19 protein-coding genes and 1 tRNA gene are annotated in these 21,869 nt (G+C 65.9%); 10 read left to right on the forward strand and 10 right to left on the reverse strand.

Annotation, left to right across the window (positions count from 1 at the left end; all coding sequences use genetic code 11):
• Positions 1-248: 248 nt before the first annotated feature.
• Positions 249-3,071: a TonB-dependent receptor gene (locus AC3ISA_RS07240; protein WP_489179925.1), complete on the forward strand. Its 2,823-nt coding sequence runs from the start codon at positions 249-251 to the stop codon at positions 3,069-3,071.
• Positions 3,072-3,178: 107 nt separating this feature from the next.
• Here AC3ISA_RS07240 and AC3ISA_RS07245 read toward each other — a convergent pair whose 3' ends face one another.
• Positions 3,179-3,340, reverse strand: coding sequence for a hypothetical protein (locus AC3ISA_RS07245; RefSeq protein WP_489179926.1), 162 nt, complete (start codon positions 3,338-3,340; stop codon positions 3,179-3,181).
• Positions 3,341-3,532: 192 nt separating this feature from the next.
• Between AC3ISA_RS07245 and AC3ISA_RS07250 the strand changes: the two genes are divergently transcribed.
• Positions 3,533-4,108: a DedA family protein gene (locus tag AC3ISA_RS07250; RefSeq protein WP_489179927.1), complete on the forward strand. Its 576-nt coding sequence runs from the start codon at positions 3,533-3,535 to the stop codon at positions 4,106-4,108.
• 53 nt (positions 4,109-4,161) lie between these two features.
• Here AC3ISA_RS07250 and AC3ISA_RS07255 read toward each other — a convergent pair whose 3' ends face one another.
• The 4 genes from AC3ISA_RS07255 to AC3ISA_RS07270 all read right to left on the reverse strand — a co-directional run bounded on the left by AC3ISA_RS07255 (position 4,162) and on the right by AC3ISA_RS07270 (position 7,913).
• Positions 4,162-6,195, reverse strand: a complete 2,034-nt coding sequence (locus AC3ISA_RS07255; protein ID WP_489179928.1) for a TonB-dependent receptor — start codon at positions 6,193-6,195, stop codon at positions 4,162-4,164.
• Between the two features lie 357 nt (positions 6,196-6,552).
• Positions 6,553-6,629 (reverse strand) — tRNA-Arg (locus AC3ISA_RS07260).
• A gap of 187 nt (positions 6,630-6,816) precedes the next feature.
• A complete protein-coding gene (locus tag AC3ISA_RS07265) occupies positions 6,817-7,611 on the reverse strand; it encodes an SDR family oxidoreductase (protein WP_489179929.1) in 795 nt (264 codons plus the stop codon).
• Positions 7,608-7,913 (reverse strand): 4a-hydroxytetrahydrobiopterin dehydratase, encoded by a 306-nt coding sequence (locus tag AC3ISA_RS07270; protein ID WP_489179930.1) that lies wholly within the window; start codon positions 7,911-7,913, stop codon positions 7,608-7,610. The genes AC3ISA_RS07265 and AC3ISA_RS07270 overlap by 4 nt, the downstream gene beginning before the upstream one ends.
• Positions 7,914-8,072: 159 nt before the next feature.
• Between AC3ISA_RS07270 and AC3ISA_RS07275 the strand changes: the two genes are divergently transcribed.
• Genes AC3ISA_RS07275 through AC3ISA_RS07290 form a run of 4 tightly spaced genes read left to right on the forward strand, consistent with a single transcriptional unit; the run spans position 8,073 to position 11,670 of the window.
• Complete coding sequence (locus AC3ISA_RS07275) at positions 8,073-8,774, forward strand: Crp/Fnr family transcriptional regulator (protein WP_489179931.1); 702 nt, start codon at positions 8,073-8,075, stop codon at positions 8,772-8,774.
• 42 nt (positions 8,775-8,816) lie between these two features.
• Positions 8,817-9,605: a class I SAM-dependent methyltransferase gene (locus AC3ISA_RS07280; protein ID WP_489179932.1), complete on the forward strand. Its 789-nt coding sequence runs from the start codon at positions 8,817-8,819 to the stop codon at positions 9,603-9,605.
• Positions 9,593-11,173, forward strand: a complete 1,581-nt coding sequence (gene ubiB, locus AC3ISA_RS07285; protein ID WP_489179933.1) for a 2-polyprenylphenol 6-hydroxylase — start codon at positions 9,593-9,595, stop codon at positions 11,171-11,173. Before AC3ISA_RS07280 ends, ubiB begins: the two co-directional genes overlap by 13 nt.
• Positions 11,174-11,187: 14 nt before the next feature.
• Positions 11,188-11,670, forward strand: a complete 483-nt coding sequence (locus AC3ISA_RS07290) for a hypothetical protein (protein ID WP_489179934.1) — start codon at positions 11,188-11,190, stop codon at positions 11,668-11,670.
• Positions 11,671-11,674: 4 nt separating this feature from the next.
• On the opposite strand, the gene AC3ISA_RS07295 is transcribed toward AC3ISA_RS07290, so the two are convergent.
• The 5 genes from AC3ISA_RS07295 to AC3ISA_RS07315 all read right to left on the reverse strand — a co-directional run bounded on the left by AC3ISA_RS07295 (position 11,675) and on the right by AC3ISA_RS07315 (position 16,106).
• Positions 11,675-12,259, reverse strand: coding sequence for a hypothetical protein (locus AC3ISA_RS07295; protein WP_489179935.1), 585 nt, complete (start codon positions 12,257-12,259; stop codon positions 11,675-11,677).
• 82 nt (positions 12,260-12,341) lie between these two features.
• Positions 12,342-12,749, reverse strand: a complete 408-nt coding sequence (gene arfB / locus AC3ISA_RS07300; RefSeq protein WP_489179936.1) for an alternative ribosome rescue aminoacyl-tRNA hydrolase ArfB — start codon at positions 12,747-12,749, stop codon at positions 12,342-12,344.
• A complete protein-coding gene (locus AC3ISA_RS07305; protein ID WP_489179937.1) occupies positions 12,746-13,204 on the reverse strand; it encodes a YaiI/YqxD family protein in 459 nt (152 codons plus the stop codon). The genes arfB and AC3ISA_RS07305 overlap by 4 nt, the downstream gene beginning before the upstream one ends.
• A gap of 83 nt (positions 13,205-13,287) precedes the next feature.
• Positions 13,288-14,628 (reverse strand): amidohydrolase family protein, encoded by a 1,341-nt coding sequence (locus AC3ISA_RS07310; RefSeq protein WP_489179938.1) that lies wholly within the window; start codon positions 14,626-14,628, stop codon positions 13,288-13,290.
• Positions 14,628-16,106 (reverse strand): amidohydrolase, encoded by a 1,479-nt coding sequence (locus tag AC3ISA_RS07315; RefSeq protein WP_489179939.1) that lies wholly within the window; start codon positions 16,104-16,106, stop codon positions 14,628-14,630. Before AC3ISA_RS07315 ends, AC3ISA_RS07310 begins: the two co-directional genes overlap by 1 nt.
• 136 nt (positions 16,107-16,242) lie before the next feature.
• Here AC3ISA_RS07315 and trmB point away from each other — a divergent pair, with 136 nt between their 5' ends.
• From trmB to AC3ISA_RS07335, 4 genes are all read left to right on the forward strand, one after another.
• Positions 16,243-16,956, forward strand: coding sequence for a tRNA (guanosine(46)-N7)-methyltransferase TrmB (gene trmB / locus AC3ISA_RS07320; RefSeq protein ID WP_489179940.1), 714 nt, complete (start codon positions 16,243-16,245; stop codon positions 16,954-16,956).
• Between the two features lie 223 nt (positions 16,957-17,179).
• Complete coding sequence (locus tag AC3ISA_RS07325; protein WP_489179941.1) at positions 17,180-19,126, forward strand: methyl-accepting chemotaxis protein; 1,947 nt, start codon at positions 17,180-17,182, stop codon at positions 19,124-19,126.
• Between the two features lie 107 nt (positions 19,127-19,233).
• Positions 19,234-21,180, forward strand: coding sequence for a methyl-accepting chemotaxis protein (locus tag AC3ISA_RS07330; protein WP_489179942.1), 1,947 nt, complete (start codon positions 19,234-19,236; stop codon positions 21,178-21,180).
• 70 nt (positions 21,181-21,250) lie between these two features.
• Positions 21,251-21,754, forward strand: a complete 504-nt coding sequence (locus AC3ISA_RS07335; protein ID WP_489179943.1) for a DUF1993 domain-containing protein — start codon at positions 21,251-21,253, stop codon at positions 21,752-21,754.
• Positions 21,755-21,869 lie beyond the last annotated feature (115 nt).

Raw genomic sequence — 21,869 nt, forward strand, 5'->3', positions numbered from 1 at the left:
TAGGTAGGATGACGCTGGGCGTCTAAGCCAAAAGCCCTATGGATCGATCCATAAGCGGTATCGATCCGGTTTTGTGCATCGGTTCAGTTTTTGCATCGGTCCATGCCTTCTTCGGATTGGCCTGTATCGATCGACCGATCCAATGTCGGCTTGAAGCGGACCGGCGAAGGTCGGCCGTCGGCGGATCGGGCGACCGAGACGCCACCCAACGAGAGACCCACGAAACGTGGGCAAGGGGAGGAGACCATATGATGCGCTCGACGCATGGATTCCAATTTGCGCTCAAGGTCGGCGTCTCGGCGCTGGCGATGTCGGTGACGCTCGGCGCCGGCGGTGCATTGGCGCAGGACGCCTCGACGCCGGCCTCGGGTCAGTCCGATGCAACAGACGTCGATGAGATCGTCGTCACCGGCTTCAGGGCCTCGCTGGTCAGCGCCCTGAATATCAAGAAGAACGAGAGCGGCGTCGTGGACGCCATCTCCGCCGAAGACATCGCGGACTTCCCGGACCTGAACCTGGCCGAGTCGCTGCAGCGGATCCCCGGCGTGTCCATCACCCGCCGATCGGGCGAAGGGCGTCAGATCTCGGTCCGCGGCCTGGGCTCGGATTACACCCGGGTGCGGGTCAACGGCATGGAGGCCATCGCCACCTCGTCGGGCACGTCCAATTCGGGCGGCACCAATCGCGGACGCGGTTTCGATTTCAACATCTTCTCGTCCGACCTGTTCTCGAACCTGATCGTGCGCAAGACGGCCTCGGCAGAAGTGGACGAGGGTTCGCTGGGCGCCACGGTCGATCTGAACGCTTCCAAGCCGTTCGACAGCCCCGGACGTCGCGTCGTCCTTTCGGCTCAGGGCAGCTATAACGAACTGGCCGGCGATGTTACGCCGGGCGTCTCGTTCCTGGCCAGCGACCGTTTCCTGGACGGCAAGCTGGGCGTCCTGGTCTCGGCCTCCTACGACGAGCGCCACCTGATCGAGGAAGGCGCCAATATCACGCGTTGGACATACGGCGGTTTCAACGGCGGCTGGAACCCAGCCTCGACCGTAGCCGGCAAGACGATCCAGCAGATCAACTACAATGTCGGCGCGACGCCGGGATCCAACGGCTACACCGATGCCGCGAACGGCCTGTATCACCCGCGGATTCCGTCCTATGCCAGCTATGACACCTCGTCGCAGCGGCTGGGTCTGTCGGGCGCTGTCCAGTTCCGTCCGTCGGACGCCACCCTGCTGACGGTTGAGGCTCTCTATTCCAAGTTCGAAGGCGAGCGTTACGAATCGCAGTTGCAGGCCCTCGGCCTCAGCCGTGGCGGCACGGGCAAGCCGGAATCCATCATCCGTTCGGGCGTTGTCGAGGGCAACAGCCTGGTCCAGGCCAATATCGACCGCGTCGATCTGCGCACCCAGACCAGCCTCAATGCCCTGAACACCGAGTTCAAGCAGATCACGGCCGTGCTCGATCACGACTTCAATGATCGCTTCCGCGTCAAGGCGACTGTGGGCCGTTCGGAATCGACCTACGAAGATCCCATCGCCACGACCGTCACTTTCGAGCGGCTGAACTCCAACAACTTCTCCTACGATTTCCGTTCGCGGATGATGGAGATGAGCCTGGGCTTCGACGCGACGGACCCCAACGCCTGGGTCATGGCGCCCGGCACGTCGGAAGTGCGCCTGACGCCGGAGTGGGTGGATAACGCCTTCACCACCTACAAGCTGGCCAGCGAATACGACGTCTCGGAAAACCTCACCCTGAAGGTCGGCGTCGATTACAAGCGGTTCGACTATTCGACCGGCGCCCAGCAACGTGCGACTACGACCAATGTGCCGGCGATCGCGTCCGGCGCAGCCATCGCCGCCTTGTCGCGCACCTTCAACTTCGACCAAGGTTTGGGCCTGCCCGGCACGGCGCTGAAGAGCTGGCTGGCGCCGGATCTCGACAAGTTCATCGCCCAGTACGACATCTACAGCAACACCGGAATCTGGGCCTTGCGCGAGAACACCGGCACGACCGCCGCCATCAAGGAAGAGACGACCGGGGCCTATGCCCAGTTGGACTACAACTTCACCGCCTTCGGCCTGCCGTGGCGCGGCGACATCGGCTATCGCTGGTTCCAGACCGATCTGGCCTCAAGCGGCAACAACGCCGTCGGCGGGGCGATCTCCTATGTCACGGTCGACAACAGCTATGACATGTGGTTGCCGTCCGCCAACCTGGCGGTCGATCTGCGCGACGATCTGATCGTCCGTGTCAGCGCCGCCGAGACCATCGCGCGCGCCGGCATCGGCAGCCTGTCGCCTGGCGGCACGGTCAACGTCCAGGGCACCAACCGCAACTACTCTGCGGGCAACCCCTTCCTGGAGCCGATCAAGTCCAAGAACCTGGACCTGTCGCTGGAGTGGTATCCGCAAACGGGCGCCATCATGGCGGTGGGCGTCTTCTACAAGGACATCGACACGTTCGTGCAGACCTTGCGTCGGCGCGCGCCTTACAACACCCTGGGTCTGCCGGATTCCTTCCTGCCGCCGAACGTCCAGAACACCGAAGACTTCGACATCAGTCAGCCGCTCAATACTCCAGGCGGCGAACTGAAGGGCTTCGAGGTCAATCTGCAGCTGCCCTTCACCGATCTGCTGCCTGGCTTCTGGTCCGGCTTCGGCATCCTGGCCAACTACACCTATGTCGACTCGCAGATCGACTATGTCACCTCGACGACGGTGGGGGCGCCGATGATCAACGCCACTCTGACCGGCCTGTCGAAGAACGCCTGGAACGGCACCCTCTATTACGAGAACGAAAATTTCAGCGCCCGAGTCTCGGTCGCCTACCGTGACCAGTATCTGACGGGCGTGCCCAGCACGGACTTCAACAATGTGGCGGGCACGAACGAGACGACCAACGTCGATGCCCAGGTCAGCTACAATCTGACCGAGCAACTGCGTTTGAGCCTTGAGGGCCTGAACCTGACCGACGAATACGCCGATCTGTATGTGGACGATTCCAACCGTCTGAACGCCTACACCCACACGGGCCGGCAGTTCGTCGTCGGACTTCGCTACACCTTCTAAGCGGGCCTCCCTCCCTGATCCCGCTCTTGACGCCGCCCCACTCGTGGGGCGGCGTTCTTTTTTGTGAGATCGGCTCAATCGGGAATTTGGACTGTCGTTGGAGGCTGCTAGATTCCGCCGTTGCGCGCCACGACCATCGCGATGAGCCCCAGGCAGACCACGGCGGCGGCCGCGATCGCCAGAGCGATCAGGCGAAACGCGCTCCGTGTCGGCTTGTCCAGCCCGTCTTCATAGCCGATGGGAGTCTTGCGGGGTTCTTTGTCGGTCATGACGCCCTAACGCGCGAACCGTTCGGAATGTCCGTCGGTTCGCGAATATATAAAGCGGGTGGATATCCCGTCGGCAGGCCTGCGCGATCAGGCCGATAGGTGGTCGGGACGGATCATATCCGAGGTTGGTCGAAGCGATGTTCTGCGGCATCGTCGCGATCCGTCTGGGTCGGCTTTCAGTGGGGCGCACCCATGTCGTTCGAAACCCTCGTCGCCCACCTCGGCCTCCCCATCCTTTTTGTTGGCGCCGGGACAGAGGGTGAGGCCGTGGCTGTCGCCGGCGGTGCGCTGGCGCATCGTGGAATGTTGCCGCTGTGGGAGGTCGGGCTGGCCGTGCTGGGCGGCTCGCTGGCGCAGGGCCAGATTCTGTTTCTGGTCGGTCGCTATCTGCGGGGCATGGCGTGGGTGCAGCGCGCGAGCGGCGGCCCGGCATATGCCCGCGTGATCCGAGGGCTTGAGCGCTACCCGGTCGGGCTGGTGCTCGGTTTCAGGTTTCTGTTCGGATTGCGCTCATTGACGCCGTTGGTGATGGGGACGTCGAACGTATCGGCGATGCGCTTCGCACTGTTCAACGTGATCGGCGCGATGATCTGGGCGGTGACCTTCGTCGGTCTGGGGTTCGCGTTCGGGACGGGGATCGAGCGTGTCTTCGGACATCTGCCCGTCCACATTCACCTGACGGCGGTCGTCGCCGTTGCGGTTGTGCTGCTGGTCGGTATCTGGCTCTGGCGAAAGGTTCGGCGCGGCCGGATCGTTGAAGTCGTCTAGGCTCCAGAAGTCCGGTGGACCGGAGAGCCGCCCACCGGAGCCTTGCCTTGCGATCAGAAGCGGTAGGCCACGCCGACACGCAGGTTGCGGCCGGGAAGTGGGGCGATGTCCTTGAGGAAGGACACGTGTTCGCGCGCTTCTTCGTCGGTCAGGTTCCGCGCCTCGGCGAACAGGGTGACGTTCTGCTGGCTGAAAGGCCGCACCGCCACGGAGGCGTTGACCAGGGTGTAGTCGTTGGTCGGCAGCTCGAAGGCGTTGGCGACGCGGTCCTGTTCGCCGACGTGACGAACTTCGCCGCTGACGTCGAAGCGGGTCGAGGTCCAGGCCAGGCGGCCAGTGACGGAATAGGGCGGGATCCGCGCGGCGGGGCCCAAGTCCGTCTGCGCGTGGACGTAATCGGCCGAGCCCTCCAGCGACAGTTTGCGGTCGCCGTCCTGCCACAGGGCATAGGCGCCCTCGAGTTCGAAGCCATAGAATTTCGCGTCCGTCTGGACGAAGCGATAGATGGGGAAGTTCTCGTTCCCCTCCTCGAAGAAGAACTGCTCGCCCGTCGGCCGCTCGTCGATGAAGCCGTCGTACCAGGAATGATAGACGTGCAGGTCGCCGGTGAAACGGCCGCGATTGTAGTGGGCGGTGCCTTCGACAGTCGTGACCTTTTCCGAATTCAGGTTCAGGTCGCCGGTTTCATAGGCGGCGGTCGCGATGTGTACGCCGTCCGCGAACAGTTCGACCTCGCTGGGAGCCCGTTCGTTGTGGGCCAGGCTGAGACCCAGGAACAGGCCGGTCGCCGGGCGGATGAAGGCGGCGGCCGAGGCGGACCAGTTGTCGAACTCGCGGTTCACTTCGCTGGCGCCGCCGATGGGTGTGGCGCTCAGTTCGCGCCGGTCATAGCGCAGGCCGCCCTCGAAACCGTGGTTGCCCCGGTCCAGCCGCTGGACGGTATAGAGGCCCAGCTCGTCGATCTTGACACTGGGCACGAAGGCTTCCTCGCCGATGGCCTCGAAGTTGCGTGACAGGGCCTGAACCCCGACAGCGCCGTTCCAGCCGTTGCGTTCGCGCTGAACCAGGTCCGCCCGGCCTTCCCAGCCGTCCGAGTTGAAGATGGTGCCCGGTTCGCCCACCGCCTCGAACTCTGTATGGGTGTATTCGGCGTGGCCGTAGGAGCCGCGCAGGGCCGAGAAGGGACCGCTGTCGAAGCGGTATTCGCCGCGTGCGTCCCAGCGCTTTTGGTTCAGCTTTATGACGACGGACTCTTCCGAGACCGTGCCGTATTCGCTGTCGGTGTTCTTGTAGGAGACGCCGGCGAAGCCCTTGTCGCCGATGTAGCTGCCGCCGACGCCCCAGGCCTCCAGATCGCTATAGCTGTTGGGCTGGGTGCCGCCGTCGCCGCGCGCAATGCCTTCGGCGTCGGCGCGACGCTGGGAAATGGCCGGGGCCGGAATGTCGTAGTCGTCGCTCTTGCGCTTCACGCCGTCGACGTTGAAGGCGAAACGGCCGCTGCCGACCGTGACGCGGCCGAAGGCGCTGCGGCCGTCATCGACGCTGGAGGCCTGGGTCGAGACGACGCCGGAGATGCCACCCTCGGGGATCTCGGTCGGGATGCGATTGTCCAGCACATTGACCACGCCGCCGATGGCCGATCCGCCATAGACCAGGGTGGCGGGGCCGCGGATGATCTCGATGCGGTTGGCTTCGGCGGGGTCGGTGGCTACGGCGTGGTCGGGCGACACCGAACTGGCGTCGATCAGGCCGATGCCGTTGGTCAGCACCTGGACGCGCGGTCCGCTCAGCCCGCGAATGACCGGGCGGCTGGCGCCCGGCGCGAAGTCGGTCGAGCGGATGCCTGGGCGGCCGCTGAGCAGATCGCCCAGCGGCGCGGCCGGCGCGATGGCCAGGGCCTGCTCGTCCATGATGTCGGTGGCGATGACCGAGGCGCGCTGGCTGATGCCGTAGGGCGCGCCGGTGACGATGATGTCGTCGAGTTCTGTCGGGGGATTGGGTGTCGATTGTGCGGCCGCCGCGCCAGCCAGGACGGTGGAACCTACGGCGGCCAGAAGCAGCGATCGCAAGACGGAGAAGGAACGCATGAAAGAACTTTCAACTCAAGGAGGCAGCGTTTGTTACAAAATAACATAACATTATTTCAGCCCGGTCAAGCGGGCTTTGCGTCTCCCTTCGCCAAATCTTGGCAAGGTGGCCGAAATCGCCGAACTGTTCGAGGTTACGCCGCAGGCGATCACTCGGCACATTCGGGCTATCTACGACGAAGCCGAGGGAGGTCGAGACGGAATATGAGATATGGCGCGGGCGACAAGTAGATCAGCCCAGCGTGGCTGAACGACACTTCATCGAAGCGACGCAGGAGGCGAAGCGGATCCCGACAAGTCGTCCGAAGCCAAACTCGAAAAAGCATAGCTTTGACGTCAAGGCGATTTGGAAGGAGATGGCGCACCCGACAGGATTCGAACCTGTGACCCCTGCCTTCGGAGGGCAGTACTCTATCCAGCTGAGCTACGGGTGCGCATGCGGCGTGACGCCGGAAAGGGCCGCTTACAGCATGGCGCGAACGGTCTCAATCCCGAATAAGCGACGAGGTCGGGATGATCGGCTTAAGGCGGCGCCAAGCACGGCGTCTCAAGGTAAGCCTGCGGCCTCAAGCAGCGCGAAGCGCGGTAGGCCCAAAAGAAAGCAGCAGGGCGCGCGCGCCCCTACTGCGCCGTCATGCCGCCGTCGATCTTGAACTCCGAGCCCGTGACGAACTTCGACTCGTCCGACGCCAGATAGAGGACGCACCAGGCGACGTCGTCGGGCTCGCCGATGCGCTTCAGCGGGATGCCGCGCGCCAAACGCTCGTGGGCCTTGTCCTCGTCGCCGCCGGCCATGGCGATGAAGGGGTCCAGGATCGGGGTCTTGATGAAGACGGGGTGGACCGAGTTGCAGCGTACGTTCCAGTGGGCTTTGGCCGCCTCCAGCGCCAGGGTCTTGGTGTACATCCAGACGGCGGCCTTGGTGGCGTTGTAGGCGCCCATGCCGGGGGCCGCGACCATGCCGGCGATCGAGGATATGTTGACGATCGAGGCCGGAGCGGCGGCGCGCAGATGCGGCATGGCGTGTTTGCAGCCCAGCATGATCGAGCGGAGATTGATCTCGTACTGCCGCTGCCAGTTCTCGACCGTGTCCTGTTCGACGAAGGCCAGGGGGCCGCCGACGCCGGCGTTGTTGACCAGCACCGATAGGCCGCCCAGATCGGCGACGGCGGCGGCGACCACTTTCTCCCATTCGGCCTCGCTGGCGACATCGTGAGCATAGGCGAAGGCGGCGCCGGGCCGTTCGGCGTTGATACGGGCGGCCAGCGCATCTGCACGTTCGCCGTCGATGTCGGTGACGGCGACTCGGGCGCCCTCGCGCGCCAGCATGAAGGCCATGGCCTCGCCCAGACCGCCGGCGGCGCCGGTGATCAGGACGGTCTTGCCGGCGACGCGGCCGGAGTGGGCGGCGCTCACGACTTGACGCCCATGTCAGCGGCGGCCGTATCGATGAAACGGGCAAGGGCGACATCCTTGTCCGTCACGCCGTCGGCGTCGTGGGTGGTCAGCAGGACTTCGACCCGGTCGTAGACGTTGGACCATTCCGGGTGATGATCAATCTTGTCGGCCATGATGGCGACGCGGGTCATGAAGCCGAAGGCGGCGTTGAAGTCCGCGAATTTCAGCGACCGCACGATGGCCGGGCGGTCGCCGTCGAAGGCGCGCCACGAGGGAAGAGTCTTCAGCGTTTCCACTACGTCAAGGCGGGAGTCGGTCATCTGGGTTTCCTCTTTTCTTTCGGCGTAACGCGCCCTGTTGGTCCCGGCAAGCCGGCGCGACACAGCTGGACCGGCGTTACGGAACGCATGGTCAAGCTTCCGCGTTCTAGATTTCGTGACGGCCTCCCGCGCGTCGTCCGATCGTCAGTGGGGCTTAAGATGGACAATCTCTGGATCGCCGCCCTGGACGCGGCCGACCGCAAGCGCATCGAACCGCACCTGAAACAGAGCGAGATCACGCGCGGACAGATGCTGTACGACGCCGGCGAGGCGGTCGATCAGGTCTGGTTCCCGATCAGGGGGGTTGTCTCGCTGATGACCATCCTGCCCGACGACAAGATGGTCGAGACTGCCGCCATCGGCCGCGAAGGCTTGATCGGCGTCACTTGCGGCCCGTTCAACGCGCGGGCCGCCAGCCGGGCCATTTCCCAGCGCGACGGCCTTGCCGCCTATTGTTCTGCGGACGTGTTCGGCGAGGCGCTGGATGCGAGCGAGAGCCTGCGTCTGGCCCTGTCGCGCTTCACCGAGGGATTGATGGCCCAGGTTCAGCAGGCCGCCGCCTGCAACGCCCAGCACCGGCTGGACGAGCGGCTGGCGCGCTGGCTGCTGATGCTGCACGACCGGGCCGAGGACGACCGCATCGACCTGACCCAGGCCGACATCGCCGGCATGCTGGGGGTGCGTCGCGCCACCGTGTCCGAGGTCGGGACGGTGCTGGAAGGCAAGGACTTGATCCAGCGTGGACGCGGTTGGGTCAAGGTGCTGGACCGGGACGGCCTGGAGAAGGCGTCGTGCGGTTGCTACGGTCTGATGCGTGACGTGATGAAGGATCTGAAGCTGCCGCAGCCGCAAGCCGCCTGACTTCGGGTGACGGCGGCGCGGCGACGCGCTAGACGCTTTGACATGACCGACGCCTCCTCCCACGGCCCGCATTCGCAGGGCGACCGTTCCTCCTTCGGCTTCCGCGACGTGGACGCGGGAGAGAAGGTCAAGATGGTGCGCGGGGTCTTCGATTCCGTCGCCTCCAGCTACGACGTCATGAACGACCTTATGAGCGTCGGAGTCCACCGCATATGGAAGGACATGGCGGCCGCCAAGCTGAACCCGCGTCCGGGCGAGACCATCCTGGACGTGGCGGGCGGCACCGGGGACATGGCCCGCCGCTATTCGAAGATGGCGCGCGCTGCGCAGGAGCGACGCGGGGGCGAGGACGCCAGCGTGATCGTGCTGGATTACAACGCCGAGATGATCCTGGCGGGCGTGCACAAGGGCGGCGAGCCGGAGATGCAGTGGAGCGTCGGCGACGCGATGAACCTGCCGCTGCCCGATGCCTCGGTCGACGCCTATTCGATCAGCTTCGGCATCCGAAACGTGGCCCATATCGAAAAAGCTCTGTCCGAAGCGCGGCGCGTACTGAAGCCGGGCGGGCGTTTTTTGTGCCTGGAGTTCTCGCGTCCGACCACCGGTCCGGTGCGCAAGATCTATGACGCCTGGTCCTTTCACGCCATTCCGCGTATCGGCGGCTGGGTCGCCAAGGATCGCGAGAGCTATCAGTATCTGGTCGAAAGCATCCGCCGCTTCCCCGACCAGGCGACCTTCAAGGGGTTGATCGAGGACGCCGGTTTCCGCCGCGTGTCCGTGACCAACCTGTCGGGCGGGATCGCCGCCATCCACCACGGGTGGGCGATCTGACCAGCCGGATCTATCGCACGGCCCCGCCGCCGCCCGCGACCGTGGCGGTCCAGAACCCGGTGGCGTCCTTCCTGCGCCTCTTGGGCTGGCTGTGGGTTCTGGTGCGCCATGACGCCCTGGTGCCGCGTGAGGTCACGCCCCTGCTGCCCGCCTGGACCCGACCTTTCGCCCGGTTCGTTCAGATGCTGTCCGGCAAGGCGGGCCGTCAGGGCCGGCCGGGTCAGAGGCTGGGCAAGGCGTTCGAACATCTGGGGCCGGTGGCGATCAAGCTGGGCCAGGTGCTGGCCACGCGGGCCGACATCTTCGGCCTGGAGTTCGCACGCGACCTGGGCCGGTTGAAGGACGCCCTGCCGCCCTTCTCGCAGGAAGAGGCGCGGCGCGAGATCGAGAAATCGCTGGGTAGGCCGGTCGAGAGCTTGTTCATCGATTTGAGCGAACCCGTCGCCGCCGCCTCCCTGGCCCAGGCGCACCGCGCGACGCTGGCCGACGGTCGGGCTGTGGCGGTCAAGGTGTTGCGGCCGGGCGTCGAGCGGCGGGTCTTCAACGGCCTGGACTCGATGCGTCTGGCGGCGCGGCTGGTGTGGCGGCTTGTGCCGATGGCGCGCCGGCTGGAGCCCTCGGCCTTCGTGGAGACCATCGCCAACTCGCTGGATCTGGAACTGGACATGCGGCTGGAGGCCGCCGCCGCCAGCGAGATGGCCGATGTCCTGGCCAAGGACGGATACATGTCCGCGCCCGCCGTGATCTGGGACGGGGTGGGCAAGCGTGTGCTGACGCTGGAATGGGCGCAGGGCGTGCCCATGACCGATCCAGCCCTGGCCGACCTGCCGGGTCTGGACACCGACCTGTTGGCCGACAATGTGGTGCGCGCCTTTCTGGTTCAGGCTCTGGACCACGGGGTGTTTCACGCCGACCTGCACGAGGGCAATCTGTTCGCCAGCGCGCCGGCCCATCTGACCGCCATAGATTTCGGCATCGTCGGGCGGCTGGGACCGGCCGAGCGACGCTATCTGGCCGAGATCCTGTGGGGCTTCATCAGCCGCGATTACGACCGGATCGCGCGGGTCCATTTCGAGGCCGGCTATGTGCCCGCCCACCATTCGGTCGAGACCTTCGCCCAGGCTCTGCGCGCCGTGGGCGAGCCGGTGATCGGCCGCGCCGCCAGCCAGGTGTCGATGGGGCGGCTGCTGGGTCAGCTGTTCGAGATCACCGCCCTGTTCGACATGCGGCTGAGGCCCGAACTGATCCTGCTGCAGAAGACCATGGTCTCGGTCGAGGGCGTGGCGCGTCGCCTGCAACCCGACCACGACCTGTGGAAAGCCGCCCAGCCGGTGGTCGAACGCTGGATCCGCCGCGAGCTGGGGCCCCAGGCCCAGGCTCGGGACGCCGTGAACGAGATGATCGCGGCGGCGCGCGCCATTTCGCGCCTGGTGCAGGAGCCGCCGCGTCCGGCGGCGGTGGTCATCGAAAAGTCGGGAACTCCGGCTTGGCTGGTGGCTTCAGTCACGGTCGCGGTTCTCGCGGCTCTGACGGCCCTGGGCCTTTCGCTCTGGCCCTATCTGACCTGACCGGAGCTTTCGCTATGAAGCCGACCCTGATGAAGACCGCCCAAATACACGCAATCTTGGCCGCCGCCCTGCTTCTGGCGCCCGTTCCCGCCTTCGCCCAGGCCGCCGCCGGCGCCGTACCGAACGCCTTCGACAGGCCCGCTCAGTCGGGCGCCTCCCAGGCCCGCCCTGCGCCCGCGCCGACCGGCGCGGCCCAGGCGCCCGACATCGCTCGTTCGGAAGAGGCTCTGCGCGCCGTGATCGCAGCGGCCCAAGGCGCGGGCTTCGACTATTCGGACTTTACGACCGGTCTTGGAACCCAGATCCGCCAGCAGGAGGCCCAGGTCATTCCGCTGATCAAGGGCTTTGGCGCGATCAAAACGGTCCAGTACGTCAAGCAGGAAGGCGAGGCCCAGATGTTCAAGGTCACCTTCGACAACCAGGTCACCGAATGGATGATCGGCTTCGACGCCGAAGACAAGATCGCCGCCCTGCTGTTCCGTCCGGCCGAAAGCTGATTCCTCAGGTCTCCGTCGCGGGCGGCGCATCGTCGTCCGGGATGGGGCCGGTCTGGTGGTACAGACGCGCCGCCGCGTAGCAGGGCGCCACCGTGCAGGTCTTCATCACCAGGCGCACGCTGTAGGCGCCGTTCGCCGAGGGCTGGATGTTTATCACCGGCGCCGAATCCGGCAGCGTGTCGCGCTCGACGATCTTGCCCGCCGGATCGAGCAGCTCCATGTCGAGGTCGGAGCATTCGTTGTCGCATTCACCAAGGATGCGATAATTCTTGCCGTTCTCAAGGTTCAGTTTCCAGGCGTGAACTTCCGTCGGCTGCATCGCGACCACCACATCTTCGACGCCTGCGACGGGCGAAAAGCCCTTGGCCAGTTCCTTGGCGGCTTCGTCAAGATAGCCGCGCGCCACGTCGCGAATTTCGGCCCGATCCCGAGCGGACATGGAAACCTGCGGCGTGGCGGCGATGACAGCCTTGTCCTGTTCGGACTGGGCCGGCGCCTGGGGTCCAGGATCGGCGCTTTCCTTCTTTCGAACTTCGTACTGGCCGCAGGCGGCGAGGCCGCCCGTCGCCAGCATCAACCCGATCGTCATCGCCCGAAATCGCCGCATGCGCGCCTCACTCAACCGTTGCTGTGCAAGCTGAACGATATCGAACAAAAGACGTTCCTGCGTCTCAGTCGTCCTGACGGGGTTTTCCTCTGCCGGACTTGATCGTGGACCGTGTGGTCTTGGCCTTCAGCCGTCGCTCTTTCGACGCCTTGGTTGGGCGGGTCGGCACGCGATAGACGGGTCGGATCGAGGCCTCGTCCACCATCACCTGAAGCCGTTCGATGGCGTCGGCGCGGTTGCGCTCCTGGGTGCGGTGGCGCACGGCGGTGATCAGGATCACCCCTTCCAGCGTCAGCCGACTGCCGGCCAGCTTCATTAGTCGCGCCTTGACCGGATCTGTCAGGGAGGGCGAGTTCTTGACGTCGAACCGCATCTGGACGGCTGTCGAGACCTTGTTGACGTTCTGGCCGCCCGGTCCTCCGGCGCGGTAGAAGTGGAACTCCAGCTCGTCCTCGGGAATGACGGTGGTCATGAGGCCGCCTTGCGCGCCTTGACCACGGCCTGATCCAGCGCCTGTAGAAAGCGCGACCGGTCAGCGGCCGAAAAGGGCGGCGGGCCTGAGGTGGCCACGCCCATGGACCGCAGATGCTCGCCCACCATCCGCCCGGCCAGGGCCGAGCCGATGGAATCCGGGGTAAAAGGCTGGCCGTTCGACTTCAGCGCCTGCGCCCCCGACTTCAGGCAGCGGTCGGCCAGAGGGATGTCGGCGGTGATGACCACGTCGCCCACGCCCGCCCGCTCGGCGATCCAGTCGTCGGCGATGTCGGAACCTGCGTCCACCACCACCTGTTCGATCAGGGCCTCACGCGTGACCTGCATCCAGGTGTTGGAGACCACATAGGTCTTCAGCCCATAGCGCCGCGCCACGCGATAGACCTCTTCCTTCACCGGGCAGGCGTCGGCATCAATGTAAAGAACCGTAGGCATAGGCGTGACCTAGCGCGGACGACGCAATTGAAAAAGGGCGGGACCGTGCGGCCCCGCCCTTTCCGTTCAAACCGAAGCGGTCGTCAGTTCCGATAGGCCGGTGGCATCGGCGTCTGCTGGCGGTAACGATCGCGCAGCATCAGCGGGCGGCTGGTCAGGGGCTGTTCGACGCCGTCGACGAAGATGGCCGACGGCTGGCTGAGCGGCTCCAGCGGATCGCCGGACCAGACCACCACGTCGCCTGCTGCGCCCGGCGCGATCTGGCCGAACTGGCCGGCCATGCCGAAGATCTTGGCCGGATTGACCGTCAGAGCGGCGATGGCGGCGCCGTAAGGCAGGCCGTGCGAGACGGCGTTGCCGGCGTTGTAACGGGCCTCGCGGGCGCGGTGGGTCGAACCCTCGTTGCCCTTGATGGCGATCACGACGCCCGCCGCATTCAGCGCCGCCGCATTCTCCGCCCGCGCCGCCCGCATCTCGAAATCGCTGGGCAGGTTGGAGATGGGGTTCAGCAGCACCGGCACGCCGGCTGCGGCGATGTCGCCGGCGACCAGCCAGCCTTCCTCGGCGCCGTCCAGGATCAGTTTGATCCCTTCCTCGCGCGCCAGGCGCAGCACCTGCTGAATGTCCGAGGCGCGGTGAACGCTGACGATCAGGGGCATGGTTCCGTTGGCGACCGGGATCAGCGCCTCCAGGTCCGCCCGCGACAGGCTGAGATCGCGCAGGCCCGCCCGCTCATAGGCCGACTTGTTGCGGGCATAGAGGCGGACCTCTGACAGCGTCTCCTTGAACAGGACGAACTGCGCCCCGCGTGCGCCGCCGGCGATGCCCGCCCCGGCCTCGCCGAAAGGGGCGACCATGGCCACGCGCGGCTTGACCAGGATGTTCGATCCCTGACCCAGATTGATGATGGCCGCCTGGCCCGCGAACAGGCCCGGCGTCTGATAGCCGCCGGCGCCTGCGCCTGCCGTCTCGTCCTCATGGACATGGCCGCCGGACGAGCCGGGGTGCTGGGGCACGACGATGGCGCGGGTAATGCCGCCAAGGCGCGCGACCGGCAGGGTGAAGGACCAGGGGTCCAGACCATACGAGATGTCGAAGGCCGCGCTGAGGGTGTTGGCGCTGTTGCGCAGTTCATTGGTGCCGCTGACCGAGCCGACCTCTGTCCCGGCCAGACCGGAATCGACGGCGACGAAGCCGGGGGCGACCGTCTTGCCCGCCGCGTCGATGATGCGAGCGCCGGAGGGGGCGCTGCCTGAGCCGACCGAGACGATCTTGCCGTCGCGAATGACGACCGTGCCGTTCTCGATCACGGAGGTTCCGGTCAGGATGCGGCCGCCGACAATAGCCACCGTGTCCTGAGCCAATGCAGGGACAGCGAGCGAAAGCGCCGCGACGGCGCCCGCGAGAATGTGAGACAGGCGCATCAGCGGGCTCCTTCCGTGACGTTGGCGGCGGTCAGGCCATAGCCCGGCTGACCCAGCTCGAAGTCGCTGGTCGGCTGATAGGCGGGGTTGGCGCGGTCGAAGGTCAGGGCGCCGTCGATGAAGACCTGATCGGCGCGGGCGTAGATCGAGAAGGGATCGGCGCTCCAGATCACCACGTCGGCGCGCTTGCCGGCCTCCAGCGAGCCGGTCTGATCGGCAATGCCGATGGCCTTGGCGGCATTGGAGGTGATCCAGCCGATGGCGTGTTCTTCTGAAATGTTCAGACCAGCGCGACGACCGGCCGACAGGGCGGCGGCGGCTTCCTGGTTGAGGCGTTGCGTCAGTTCGGCGTCGTCGGAGTGGATGACGGCGCACGATCCGGCTTGCGCGTCCACCAGGGCGGCGTTCTCCTCGATGGCGTCCAAGGCCTCCATCTTGAAGCCCCACCAGCCGGTCCACATGGCCGCGCAGATGCCGTTGGCGGCCAGTTGCGGCGCCAGCTTGTAGGCTTCGGTGGCGTGGTGGAAGGTGGTGATGCGGTAGCCGAACTCCTTGGCCATATCCATCATCAGCGCCATCTCGTCGGCGCGGTAGCAGTGGTTCTGGATCAGGATCGAGCCGTCCAGCACCCCGACCAGGGTCTCGTTCTGAAGGTTGCGGGTCGGGGCGGCACCTTCCCCGTCCTCGCGCCACTTGTCCCATTTGGCCTTGTAGTCGCGTGCGGCGATGAAGGCGGCGCGATAGCCGGCCATATTGCCCATGCCGGTCGCCGGGCTCTGGTTGCGGCCGCCATAGACGCGCGACGGATTCTCGCCGCAGGCCATCTTGACCGTATAGGGGGCGGCCGGGAACTTCAGGCCTTGCATGGTGATCGAGGGCACGTTGCGGATCGTCACGCCGCGTCCGCCGAACAGGTTGGCCGAGCCTGGCAGGATGTGCAGCGTGGTCACGCCCCCGGCGCGGGCGGTGTTGAAGCCAGGGTCCTGGGGCCACAGCGAATGTTCGGCCCAGACCTGGGCGGTGTTCGGGCTGGTCGCCTCGTTGCCGTCGCTCATGCCGCTGACGCCGGGCGACGGATAGACGCCCAGGTGACTGTGCACGTCGATGACGCCGGGGGTGACATAGCGGCCGCGCGCCTCGACGACGCGATAGCCGGCAGGGACGGGGGTGGAGGCGTCGCCGACGGCGGCGATCTTGCCGTCCGTGACCACGACCACGCCATTCTCGATCTTGCGATCCGTGCCGGTCAGGACCGTGGCCCCAACCACGGCGAAGTTCTCGCGCGGCAGGGGCTGATAGGTGGAAGGGTAGGGATCCAGCGTGGTCGCGGGATCCAGACCGGCGGCCAGGGTCTGATCCTTCGACGGTTTCGCGGCGGTTTCGTCAGGAGTCTGGCCGGTGGTGGCGCAGGCCGACAGGCCCAGCACGGCGCATGTGATGGCCGCGAGGCTGACGCCCCGCAGATGATGTCCGATCATCGAAATCCTCTCCCCGCGAATGCGTCAGCCCCGACGCCGCTTGCAGCCGTCATAGAAAGGCGTTCGGTCGCGACCGTCAAAAGGTTTCGACGTTCGCCGGTGGACGCCTCGCCCCGCGACAGCTAACGGCAGGCGCATGAGCTCCGATGACCGTCCCGAGGACGAAAACCCCCATCTCGACCGCCCGTTGCGGTCGTTCGGCCGCATCAAGGCCCGTCCGATCAAGCCCCGCCAGGCGGCGTTGATGGAGACGCTGCTGCCGCAGATCGCCGTGCCCGATCCCAAGGCCGGGCCGCTGGATCCCAAGACCCTGATGCCCGAGGCGACCGAGGTCTGGCTGGAGATCGGTTTCGGCGGCGGCGAGCATATGGCGGCCCAGGCGGCGACGCGGCCCGACGCCCTGGTGATCGGCTGCGAACCCTTCCTGAACGGCGTCGCTTCGGCCCTGCGTCACGTCGAGGAGGGCGGGCTGAAGAACGTCCGCATCCATGACGACGACGCGCGCGATCTGGTCGACGCCCTGCCCGACGCCTCAGTCGACCGGGTGTTGATCCTCTTCCCTGACCCCTGGCACAAGGCGCGCCACAACAAGCGCCGCCTGTTGCAGGACGAGACGGCCCAGGCCTTCGCCCGCATCCTGAAGCCGGGCGGCACGCTGCGCTTCGTCACCGACTGGCTGGACTATGCCGAATGGGCGCTGGAACGGTTGAACCGTACGCCGGGGCTGGAGCAGATCGGCGCCGCCGATCAGGACTGGTTCGTCCCGCCCGCCGACCACGTCGTCACCCGCTATGAAGAAAAGAAGCTGGGCGACACCGCGCCCGTCTTCCTGGAATTCTTTCGAGCTTGATCCGCCTGTGGCTCTGGATTGTATTACCGGCGACCTGCGGTTTATGATCGCCGTAAACTCGACAAGCCAATGAAAAATATCTGATTTCAGGCGTCCGTCAGACGGCGTTATATAGGCGTTGTTAACCTCAACAGCCGGATCGTCACTGCGCGTATTTGTCGCATCGACGACAGCGTGGCTGTGACGAGCGCGTCCCAGCCGTAAGGATGAGGGGCGACGTTTGATGGACAAGTGGCTTGGCGACCTGAAGATTTCGAAGAAGATCATCGCCTGTCTGATGCTTCTGGCTGCGGTCGGTCTGGCGGGGGTGGGCTACGCCTGCTGGGAACTGAAGCAGACCGACGCGACGTACAAGAATTTGGCCGACAGCCGAACGGCGGCGCTGATCAACATGATCCGGGTCAATCGGGGTCTGCAGCAGATCGGTTACAAGACCTACAAGGTCATGGCCTATGACGCCCGATCCAAGGAGGCCAGGGAAGCCGCTGAATCCGTGACGGCCACCGGCGATCAGGTTCTGAACGTGATCAATGAGGCCGAAGGCCAGGCGGCCATCTATGCGGGGGAACTGGATCCGTTCAAGGCGCCGTTGCAGGCTGTCGTCGCAACCAGCCGTCGTTCGGTCGCCATGCGTATGCAGAATGACGAGGCGGGCGCTCGTCAGGCGAACATTGAACTGGACGAACAGATCGCGCAGCTTTCCAGTCGGATCGTCGCCTTCAACGACGCCAAGACGGCTGAAAATGAAGCCATCGCCGCCAAGGTTTCGCGTGATGTCGGAACCACGACCCTGATCAGCCTGATTTCTCTCATTCTGGCGACGGCGTTGAGCGTCGGTGCGGCGATGCTGATGGTTTCCCGCGGGATCACCGGGCCGTTGAACCGCCTGGGCGACACCATGGGCAAGCTGGCGGCCGGCGACTTTTCGCCGGAGGTCGCCGGTCAGACCCGCAAGGATGAGGTGGGCCAGATGTCGCGCGCCGTTCAGGTGTTCAAGGAAAACGGTTTGCGCGCACGGCAGTTGGAACAGGAAGCCCTGGCCCAGCGCTCGATGAGCGAGCAGGAGCGCGCCGCCAACGAGGCGGACAAGGCCCGTGTGGCGGCCGAGGACAAGGTCGCGCTGGACGCCCTGGCGGGCGGCCTGTCGGCCATGGCCAACGGCGATCTGACGCACCGGTTCACGGTGGAAGTGGCGCCGCGCTCTGAATCGCTGAAGTCCGACTTCAACGCCGCCATCGCCCAGTTGCAGCAGGCCGTCGCGGTCGTGGTCGCCAACATCTCGGGCATCCGTTCGGGCGCCGGCGAGATTTCGCAAGCCGCCGACGACCTGTCGCGCCGCACGGAGCAGCAGGCGGCTTCGCTTGAGGAAACCGCCGCCGCCCTGGACGAGATCACCGCCACGGTGAACAAGACCGCCTCGGGCGCGCGTCAGGCTTCGGATGTCGTGCGCGCCGCCAAGGGCGACGCGGAAACCTCGGGCGTCATCGTGCGCGACGCCGTCCAGGCCATGCTGGCGATCGAAGGGTCTTCCAGCCAGATCAACCAGATCATCGGCGTCATCGACGAGATCGCCTTCCAGACCAATCTCCTGGCCCTGAACGCGGGTGTCGAAGCCGCCCGTGCGGGCGAGGCCGGTCGCGGCTTTGCGGTGGTGGCTTCCGAAGTGCGTGCCCTGGCCCAACGCTCGGCCGAAGCGGCCAAGGAGATCAAGACCCTGATCTCGACCTCGACCACCCAGGTGGGTTCGGGCGTCAAACTGGTGGGTCAGACCGGCGAGGCCTTGCAACGGATCGTGGACCGGGTCGCCGAAATCGACAGCCTGGTCACCGAAATCGCCGCTTCGGCCCAGGAACAGGCCGTCGGCCTGGCCCAGGTCAACACGGCGGTGAACCAGATGGACCAGGTCACCCAGCAGAATGCGGCCATGGTCGAGGAATCCACCGCCGCCAGCCACTCGTTGGCCCAGGAGGCGGAAAGCCTGCAGGCCTCGGTCGCGCAGTTCCGCGTGGGATCGACCCACCAGGCCGCCTCGCCTGCGCCGGTTCGCACGCACTCGGCGCCGCCTGCGCCCAAGCCCGCCAACCGCATGGTCGCCGCGCTGAAGACCATCGGACGCGGCGGCGCGGCGCGCAAGGTCGAGCCGCAATCCGACGGCTGGGAGGAGTTCTGAAGGCGCGACATGCCGCCGCTACGGGCTTCTACCTAGCGGCGGTGTTCGGCCAAAGTTAACCTGATTGGTGGAAATGTGACGCTTCGAACTCATTATCGGAACGTCACATGAAAACCTTGTCGATCGGCGGCCGGATCAACCTTCTGACGCTCGTGACCATCGCCGGTCTGTTGATCGTCACGGGACTGGGCCTGTTTCAGGTCAATGCGGTGATGCGCGAAGACATCGCCGACCGGACCAAGAAGACCGTCGAGATCGCCTACAGCGTCGTCGCCCACTATCAGGCCGAGGAGCAGGCGGGCCGTTTGACCCGCGATCAGGCTCAGGACGCCGCCAAGGCGGCGGTGGGCGCCATGCGCTATGGCCAGGACGACTATTTCTGGATCAACGACATGCATCCCAACATGGTGATGCACCCGATGAAGCCGGCCCTGAACGGCACGGACCTGAGCGCCAAGACCGACGCCGACGGCGTGCTGATGTTCAAGGAGTTCGTCGCCGTCGTGCAAAAGGACGGCGAGGGCTTCGTCGATTATCAGTGGGACAAGCCGGGTCAGGAACAGCCTGCGCCCAAGATCTCCTATGTGAAGGGCTTCGCGCCCTGGGGCTGGGTGATCGGTTCCGGCGTCTATACGGACCAGATCGCGGCGGCCGTCGGCAAGGCGGCGCTGACGCTGGGCGGTCTGGCGCTGTTGGTGGCCTTCGCCGCCGTGGCCGCCGGCTGGTTCATCGGGCGTTCGGTGTCGGCGCCTGTGGTGGCCCTGGGCCGGCGCATGCGCGGCCTGGCCGATGGCGACAAGACCACGGAAATTCCCGGCGTGGCGCGGGGTGACGAGATCGGTCAGATGGCCGCTGCTCTCGCCATCTTCCGCGACGCCGCCATCGAAAAGGATCGTCTGGAGGTCGAGGCCCTGTCGCAACGCTCGATGAGCGAACAGGAACGCGCCGCCCGCGAGGCCGAAAAGGCGCGCGAGACCGAGGCGGACCGCGTCACCATCACCGCCCTGGGCCAGGGTCTGTCGGCCATGGCCGATGGCGACCTGACCTATCGGATCGAGGCCGAGTTCGCGCCCAAGGCGGCGCAGCTGAAGACCGACTTCAACGCCGCCATCGCCCAATTGCAGCAGGCCGTGTCGGTGGTGGTCGCCAACATCTCGGGTATCCGTTCCGGCGCCGGCGAGATCAGCCAGGCCGCCGACGACCTGTCGCGCCGCACCGAACAGCAGGCCGCCGGTCTGGAAGAAACCGCCGCCGCCCTGGACGAGATCACCGCCACGGTGAACAAGACCGCCTCTGGCGCGCGTCAGGCCTCCGATGTGGTTCGCGCCGCCAAGGGCGATGCCGAAACCTCGGGCGTCATCGTGCGCGATGCGGTCCAGGCCATGCAGGCCATCGAAGGATCGTCGTCGCAGATCAACCAGATCATCGGCGTGATTGACGAAATCGCCTTCCAGACCAATCTCTTGGCCTTGAACGCGGGCGTCGAAGCGGCCCGTGCGGGCGAGGCCGGTCGCGGCTTTGCGGTCGTGGCATCGGAAGTCCGAGCCCTGGCCCAGCGCTCTGCCGAAGCGGCCAAAGAGATCAAGACGCTGATTTCGACCTCGACCACCCAGGTCGGATCGGGCGTGAAACTTGTCGGTCAGACCGGCGAGGCCCTGCAACGTATCGTGGACCGGGTCGCCGAGATCGACGGCCTCGTGTCCGAAATCGCCGCCTCGGCCCAGGAACAGGCCGTGGGTCTGGCCCAGGTCAACACGGCGGTGAACCAGATGGACCAGGTCACCCAGCAAAACGCCGCCATGGTCGAGCAATCCACCGCCGCCAGCCATTCGCTGGCACAGGAAGCCGAAAGCCTACAGGCCTCGGTCGCCCAATTCCGCGTCGGCTCGGCCGTTGCATCGGCGCCCGCCCCCGCTCCACGCAGAGCGTCTTCAACCGCCGCTCCACCCACGCGTTCGCCCCATCTCGCCGCTGCGTTGAAGACGGTCGGCCGAGGCGGCGCCGCGCCCAGGGTCGCCGCGATGGCGGCCGAGGATGGCTGGGAAGAGTTTTGACTTAAGGGATCGGGAGGGCTGGCGTTTGGACGGCGCACCGCCCAGCTATGGCGCCAACCGGAGCCACGGAATGACCTTCTCGATCTACGACGCCGCCTCGCCGATTTTCGTGCGCGGTCTGACCAATCTGTCCGGCTGGCTGGACAAGGCGTCGGCGGAGGGGTTCGACGAAGCCGCCCTGATTCAAGCCCGTCTCCATGACGACATGCGGCCGCTGGCCTCGCAGGTTCAACTGGCGTCAGACTCGGCCAAGGGCGCCGTCGCTCGACTGGCGGGCGTGGACAATCCGGCCATGGCTGACATCGAGATGACCTTCGCCGAGCTGAAGGATCGCATCGCTCGCACGATCGCCTTCATCGAGAGTGTGGAGCCCGCCGCCTTCGCCGGCGCCGAGACCCGGCAGATCGTGGTCAAGACGCCGAACCGCGAGCTGCACTTCGACGGCGCCGGCTATCTGACCAGCTTCGTCCTGCCCAACCTCCACTTCCACCTCACGACCGCCTACGCCATCCTGCGCAAGGAAGGCGTGCCGTTGGGCAAGATGGATTATCTGGGTCAGCTGGCGCTGATTTGACCCCCGACTTCGCCCGAAGCTGACGAAGAGGGCTGACAAGCGATCGTGAACAGCCTATATGGCCCCTCACATCGTTAGACCGGCGTCCAACGGCGTCGTTCCAAGCGGCGGCCCG

The organism is Brevundimonas sp. KH_058 (assembly GCF_057838505.1).